Consider the following 5,990-nt stretch of genomic DNA (forward strand, 5'->3'; position numbering starts at 1 on the left):
GCGATGAGCGGGCGGCGTGGTTGAAGACACTAACCACGTTCAAAAAGTTCGGTAAGGGCTGGTTATCTCGTGTATCACGGGTTCGGTCGCGTGCGCTGGCGTTCTCGCGTGACGGTGCGCCCGTGCCGTCTCCGGTGCCGCAGATTCCGACTGGAAAGGCCGTGCAGTCAGATACTTCGCTGAAAGAGGTGTTGAAGAAGCCGGAAAGCTGGGGGCCTCTGGGTGGCTTGATTAGCGGCGTATCCGCGATGGCTTCCGGCTCCGGCCCGATGCAGTGGGCGCTTGCGGTCGCAATGGTCGCTCTTGTCGGTGTTGGTCTCTACTTTTTCATCCAGCGGGTGAGGAATGAAGCATGATCTTAGCGCTCATCCCAAACTGGCTGAAATACTCGCTCGCTGCCCTCGTGGCGGCGTTTCTACTTCTGGCGGGCGGATACGCTGCAGGAACCATCAAAGAGCGTCAACGGGCAGCAGTGGCGGCGGCAGAAGCGACGGCCAAGGCAATTCAGAAAAGGGCGAACATCGATGAAAAGATTATCGGTATGGATGCTGTTGCTCTCTGCCTTGAGCTTGGCGGGTTGCGCGACGAATGCGAGCAACTGCGCCGGGTGGAAGCAGATAAGCCTTGAGCCGTCAACGGCAGTTTATATCGCGCAGAACGATATCCTAGCTGGGCAGGGGATCGCTTCTCACAATGCTTTTGGGAAATCGCGGGGCTGCTGGTAATGTCTGAAGACTTGAAATGGCTCATGGGCACAGCCGTCACGCTGATTGTCTTCTTCAGCGGCGCACTGATCGCAGCCTTTCGCTCTCTATCAAAGTCACAGAAAGACGGCGACGACCAGTTGCATGATCGAGTGAACCGGGTCAGAGACGAGTACGTTCGCCGCGTCGATCTTGATGACCATGTAAAGCAACTGCGGGAAGGCATGAAAGAAATGCGAGACGAAACTCGCGAGGGTCTGAAGGAGACGAACAAGCGTCTCGATCAAGTGCTGGCCGCGCTGGCACAGGATAAAAAGGTTTGACCAAAAAGAACCCCGCCGCTCAATGGCGCGGGGCTAAGGAAGGTCATATACCTGGACAAAATTATTTTATTCAGGACTTCGCGCTTGTAAAGGCCCAAGAACTGGTCTGCTGAGACATTGATATAAACCTAAGATATAGGTGACAATTTTTTGACTGTACGATAAAAAGTCCCCGCGAAAAAAAGGGAGGGGAGAATGTACAGCAAAAAGACAGTCGATGAGCCGCGTTTGTGGACAGTTCGATGGATCGAACGCATGTCATTGCCGAAGTTTCTGGCATTCGCTGCAGTCTGTAGTGTCAGCACTTGCGTTATACTAAGCCAGTTGATCTGAAAGCGATGGAGGAACCAAAGTCTCCGCGCTTTCTCATAAACAGTAAAGCCCCGACGCTTTCGGCAGGCGTCGGGGCCGCGCTTGGCAAATGAGGTGCATGTCCTTGCCATGCGCTACCGTTCAGGGAGTCTCGGAAATACCTGAACGATCTCAATTCCATTGGTTGGATCGGATTGTCATTCCAGCGGCCTTGGCGGCTTTGACAAATGACCTTCGTGCTGTGTTTGGCAGACCTTTCAAATCTGCGAGGCAGGCCTGCAGGGCTTCCTCGTATTCCTTACCGTGGGCATCTTTAGGCCAATCGTTCAGCAGACAGCGTGCGGCCGTCGATGTATCCGGTACAACGCGGTATTTTCCTATTCCATAGAGTTCGACATCTACTGGTTTTCCCCAAGCCATCTTCCCTCCCAGAGAAAAGATGCCCCGCCGAGGGACGAGCTAGGCAGGGCTGCATCAGCGACGCTTCTAGTGGTGAGAGAATTGTCCTGACGCGAGGTGGTATCGATGTATTACGTGAAACTGCGTCGAAGCAGATTTGTTCCCATCGCAATCTAATCTTCGTTCGCTGCCTCCATGTTGGAATTAGCAGCCGGGAAATTGTCGTATGGATGACGGAACTGAAACTTTTGGTGGGCCAATCGAACAGCTAGTTCAGTAATGTAGCCAAGGTCACGAAGGCCGCTCTCGTAGAGCATGATTATTGTGCTAGACAGATCAATTGCTGCATAGTCCAGTTCACGTTCTTCCAGTTTGGTCGCTGCATCTGAATAGATGCGCCTCATGAAATTGACTTCTTCAAGCGTATATATACGGCTCGCTTCATTAAAGAACGGCATAGCTAGCCTCCCTCCAGTGCTGAACCAAAGTAAAAGCCGTTGCATCGTTAATTCGTTTGATAATGGTTAATGCATAAAAGCGCAGAAAGTTTCTCAGAATATGCGGAGACCATATTGGACCGGTCGCCTATTCATTTCGATCTTTGCCGCTATATCCCACGAATAATCCGCGAGACACGTCATTGATAGCTCTGGCCGCCTCAACAGCTGACCATCCTGATTTTTCAGCATCTTCAATGAGGTCAACGACGCGCAAAGCGATCGCATTCTGGCAATCAATGTTACGGTCAGGATACTTTCCCTCGCATGCGGGGCCGGAAATTTTTCTGGACCGATTGGGCATGACAACCTCCCTCATTATCATCTGAAGGTAGGGCATTATTTACGAGGTTGTAGTGGCGTCTAAAACAAACGTGCCTGCTCTTCTTTATTGTCATTGCTCGGTGTGAGGTCGATCAGATCAGCATCCGGCAGAGGCTTCTGCATGTCCTTGGCTTCAGTCCATGGAGCGCGTAGCCAGGTATCGATTTCTTCCGTGGTGCGGAGAATGACCGGCATTGCCTTCGGATGAATTGGCTTCACCACTGCGTTTGCCTCGGTGGTGAGGAACGCAAAGATATCGGCCTCAACCGGACCTTCCTTTTTCTTTCGTACACCCCTCCATTTCGTCCAGATGCCAGCGAATGCGAACAGCGGCTTCTCTTCATTAAGAGCGAACCAGTGAATGGGTAGTCTACCAGTTTTGGGATCACGGATTACACCGTATTCGGAAAACGACGAGGCTGGCACGACGCACCGGTGTTCGACACCAAACCACGGCCGCCAGTGTGAAGATTTCAAATTTCGTACGTTCGTTACGCCAATATCGACTTCTGATTTCAGTTTACCAGGAGGCGTCGGCATGCCCCATCGGAGCATTGCCAGTTCTGGTTCGTCGCCTTTGATATTTCGCAATACCGGGGCTGGATAGTCGGGGTACACGTCAAGTTGAGGATCAACCCGGTTTGTCACATCACCGAACTTCGGAAATAGACGGCGCATGGCCTCATGTGTCGTGGTGATATTATACAAATTGCACATGCGCTCTACCTCACCAGCTTATCATTCGTCCGCACGCACCTGAGCGTGTGAAATTAGTCCGAAGATGAAGGTCCCTCCAACAACATTTCCGAACAACGTTGGAAGGCCGAATTTAAAGAAGCTGTCAAATGGTGAAACCTCCCCAATAATAAGAAGGAACATCACCTCTATTGAGCCAACGACGATGTGCGTTAAATCACCGATCGCAATTAGGTAGGTGATGAGGAATATAAGCGCTATGTGCCCTTGCTTGGTACTATGCAGCATCCAGACCAATGTCGCTATAAGCCAACCTGACATTATGCCCTTGCTAAACAACTCATTGCTGGTGTTGGCCATGAGATGTTTTCCCATATCGACAAATGTTTTCGTTACTTCAGCTGAAAAAATAGGCATGGAGGCCATAACGTAAGCTGCAATGGCACCTCCAACTAAATTGCCAAAGAGCACGATTGCCCAGAGCCTTATCATCTTTAGAAAGTGAGATAGTGTTGGCTCCGCCATGAACGGCAGAACCGGCGTGATAGTATTTTCAGTAAACAGTTGCTGATTAGCGATGATAACGATGATGAACCCGACGGTATATCCTGCTGAGCTAACCAGAAAGAATAGATTGCCGTCTGGAAGATAAGTCTCCAGAATGCCTCGGGCGATCATCGACGTGCTCATTGAGATACCGCCCGCGATGGCCGACCAAAGCAGCGCCATTGCTTCGCGATTTATCTCCTTTTCCCCATCTCGCCGGATCAACTCGTGTATTGCTGCTGATTTCGATGGGAGAACTTCTTTTAGTCCATCCGCCGTTGGTTCAGTTTCTTCCGGATTGGACATAGCGATCCTCTCACTGTTTTGGGTCGCAGATAGCGCGTCGCATCTGTTTGTCGAGATAAGGCACTTGATAGAAGGGGCAGTTTCGTCAGCAGTGGGCCGCAGAAATGAACGCGAAAGTCATTCCGGCTGTGGCTTTCATTCCCGCCGTCCAGTTGGTTGCTTTCAATCTGACTATGATGCGAAGCTGCGGTGGTTAGGCCGGAACGCATCTCATGTTGTGGCTGATCAATTTAGGATCTTGCTATGCGAATTGTTGATATCAGAGAAAGGTCAATAGACCTCAGCCGTTTCGCGGATCGGACCATTCATCAGTCTCGGCTAACGACGAGTATTGTCGCTGTCGTGACTGACGTATTACGTAACGGCATCCCTATCGTCGGATATGGTTTCGGTTCTGTCGGTCGGTTCGCTCAATCAGGATTGATCAGAGAACGGTTTGCTCCTCGCTTGCTTGCAGCCAATACTGATCAACTCTCCAATACCGCAAACGATAATATCGATCCGTTTCGCGCTTGGAAGCTTATGATGACTGACGAAAAGGCAGGCGGCCATGGTGAGCGCTGCGTTGCGGTCGGAGCACTAGACATGGCAATATGGGATGCCGCGGCAAAAATCGAAGACGTTCCGCTGTTTAGGCTTCTCGCCAAAACATTAGGCAATGATTCAGATACTGAAACTCAAATTAAATGTTATGCTGCCGGCGGATATCCTTATCCGATCGAAGACAATTTTTCATTGCGTACCGAAATGCGCAAGATTGTTGACCGAGGCTTCACGCATGCGAAAATCAAGATCGGTAAAGGTGAAATATCGGAAGACTTGCGGCGGATTGAGGTAGCTGCAAGAGAACTGCCATATGGCAATTCCAACTTGGCTGTGGACGCAATGAATGCCTATAGCCACGAAAGTGCAATGCAGGCCGCTACCGCGCTCTCGAAAAAAGAATTGTGGTGGTTCGAAGATATCTGCGATCCATTGGACTTCGAAACCCAATCTTATGTTGCCGAAATTTATGCGCCGCCGGTTGCTGCTGGCGAAGCATTATTCTCTCTCCCAGAGGCCAAACTGTTGGCGCGTCACGGTGGTTTAAGGCCCGATCACGACGTTTTAGTGTTTGATCCAGTTCACTGTTACGGCCTGCCTGTCTATCTCGAAATTGTCGACCATTACGTCAAGCAAGGATGGTCGAGAAAGGCATTTTGGCCGCATGGGGGGCATCAATTTTGTCAGCACGTAGTGGCTGCGCTAGGCCTCGGAGGCGCAGAGGTGAACCTTACCAGCTTTCAGCCGCTTTGTGGACTTGCGGACGATACCGTTGTGGCGGATGGCCGGATCAATATGTCTGATCGGCCTGGCATTGGATTTGAGCATCGGAACGAATTGCGCCAATTGTTTCACACCTTACTGGAAACGGGATAAGTACCATTCGCGATGGCGGATGGCGCCGACGGTTGGAAGGGCCGTCATTATCTATGCCGTCCAGCTAATGCATCCTCACCTTCCTGCTTGTGAGCACGACAAAGCCAAAGCTGGCCGTTCGACAATTTATAGCCAAAGGTTCCCCATTCCTTGCAGCCTTCGGCATCGCACCAGTGTTCGAACAGCTTTCCAGCCTTAGCTACGTGTGCGTTGTCGTTCTTGTATCCCGCCATTTATCACCTCGGCATTTTCGTAATTCCAAATTGCGCATAGCCTTTTGTCGTGCAGACCTTGCAGCGCATGCGCCTGTGTAGGTCGACAAACCAAGTATGCGTTCCGTATTTGCGTAGAAGCATCTCTCTATCGACTGCGCCGATGTGCCCGCATTGGCAACAGAACCCGTAGAGCTCATACCATTTGAACAGGTCCATGATCCGGGTCGATACCGGCATTTCGGTCAGGTA

General features: G+C 51.0%; 9 protein-coding genes and 1 pseudogene. 4 read left to right on the top strand and 6 right to left on the bottom strand.

The window, feature by feature from the left end; translation table 11 throughout:
- From HWX93_RS22305 to HWX93_RS22315, 3 genes and pseudogenes are all read left to right on the top strand, one after another.
- Positions 1 to 356, top strand: a pseudogene (locus tag HWX93_RS22305) (glycoside hydrolase family 108 protein); the annotation flags it as partial.
- Positions 353 to 628, top strand: coding sequence for a hypothetical protein (locus tag HWX93_RS22310; protein ID WP_109989916.1), 276 nt, complete (start codon positions 353 to 355; stop codon positions 626 to 628). The pseudogene HWX93_RS22305 and the gene HWX93_RS22310, both read left to right, overlap by 4 nt.
- 96 nt (positions 629 to 724) lie before the next feature.
- Positions 725 to 1,027, top strand: a complete 303-nt coding sequence (locus HWX93_RS22315; protein WP_176038767.1) for a hypothetical protein — start codon at positions 725 to 727, stop codon at positions 1,025 to 1,027.
- A 483-nt stretch (positions 1,028 to 1,510) separates the two neighbouring features.
- Here HWX93_RS22315 and HWX93_RS22320 read toward each other — a convergent pair whose 3' ends face one another.
- The 5 genes from HWX93_RS22320 to HWX93_RS22340 all read right to left on the bottom strand — a co-directional run bounded on the left by HWX93_RS22320 (position 1,511) and on the right by HWX93_RS22340 (position 4,107).
- Positions 1,511 to 1,759, bottom strand: a complete 249-nt coding sequence (locus HWX93_RS22320; protein WP_109989917.1) for a DUF982 domain-containing protein — start codon at positions 1,757 to 1,759, stop codon at positions 1,511 to 1,513.
- A gap of 152 nt (positions 1,760 to 1,911) precedes the next feature.
- Positions 1,912 to 2,196, bottom strand: coding sequence for a hypothetical protein (locus HWX93_RS22325; RefSeq protein ID WP_109989918.1), 285 nt, complete (start codon positions 2,194 to 2,196; stop codon positions 1,912 to 1,914).
- 127 nt (positions 2,197 to 2,323) lie between these two features.
- On the bottom strand, positions 2,324 to 2,539 hold the full coding sequence (locus HWX93_RS22330; protein WP_235969192.1) for a hypothetical protein: 216 nt from the start codon (positions 2,537 to 2,539) through the stop codon (positions 2,324 to 2,326).
- A 59-nt stretch (positions 2,540 to 2,598) separates the two neighbouring features.
- A complete protein-coding gene (locus HWX93_RS22335; protein ID WP_109988219.1) occupies positions 2,599 to 3,276 on the bottom strand; it encodes an SOS response-associated peptidase in 678 nt (225 codons plus the stop codon).
- 21 nt (positions 3,277 to 3,297) lie between these two features.
- Positions 3,298 to 4,107 (bottom strand): formate/nitrite transporter family protein, encoded by an 810-nt coding sequence (locus HWX93_RS22340; RefSeq protein WP_109988218.1) that lies wholly within the window; start codon positions 4,105 to 4,107, stop codon positions 3,298 to 3,300.
- A gap of 243 nt (positions 4,108 to 4,350) precedes the next feature.
- Between HWX93_RS22340 and HWX93_RS22345 the strand changes: the two genes are divergently transcribed.
- Positions 4,351 to 5,526: an enolase C-terminal domain-like protein gene (locus HWX93_RS22345; protein WP_109988217.1), complete on the top strand. Its 1,176-nt coding sequence runs from the start codon at positions 4,351 to 4,353 to the stop codon at positions 5,524 to 5,526.
- A 236-nt stretch (positions 5,527 to 5,762) separates the two neighbouring features.
- Here the strand turns inward: HWX93_RS22345 and HWX93_RS22915 are convergent.
- Positions 5,763 to 5,990: hypothetical protein (locus HWX93_RS22915; RefSeq protein WP_210267253.1), on the bottom strand; the 228-nt coding region annotated here is incomplete at its 5' end.

Origin of the sequence: Brucella tritici, from assembly GCF_902825325.1 — a bacterium.
GTDB lineage: Bacteria > Pseudomonadota > Alphaproteobacteria > Rhizobiales > Rhizobiaceae > Brucella.

Bases quoted from the DNA above. Each gene is read 5' to 3' on its own strand.
- HWX93_RS22310 (WP_109989916.1), top strand. From the start codon at position 353: ATGATCTTAGCGCTCATCCCAAACTGGCTGAAATACTCGCTCGCTGCC.
- HWX93_RS22315 (WP_176038767.1), top strand. From the start codon at position 725: ATGTCTGAAGACTTGAAATGGCTCATGGGCACAGCCGTCACGCTGATT.
- HWX93_RS22320 (WP_109989917.1), bottom strand. From the start codon at position 1,759: ATGGCTTGGGGAAAACCAGTAGATGTCGAACTCTATGGAATAGGAAAA.
- HWX93_RS22325 (WP_109989918.1), bottom strand. From the start codon at position 2,196: ATGCCGTTCTTTAATGAAGCGAGCCGTATATATACGCTTGAAGAAGTC.
- HWX93_RS22330 (WP_235969192.1), bottom strand. From the start codon at position 2,539: ATGCCCAATCGGTCCAGAAAAATTTCCGGCCCCGCATGCGAGGGAAAG.
- HWX93_RS22335 (WP_109988219.1), bottom strand. From the start codon at position 3,276: ATGTGCAATTTGTATAATATCACCACGACACATGAGGCCATGCGCCGT.
- HWX93_RS22340 (WP_109988218.1), bottom strand. From the start codon at position 4,107: ATGTCCAATCCGGAAGAAACTGAACCAACGGCGGATGGACTAAAAGAA.
- HWX93_RS22345 (WP_109988217.1), top strand. From the start codon at position 4,351: ATGCGAATTGTTGATATCAGAGAAAGGTCAATAGACCTCAGCCGTTTC.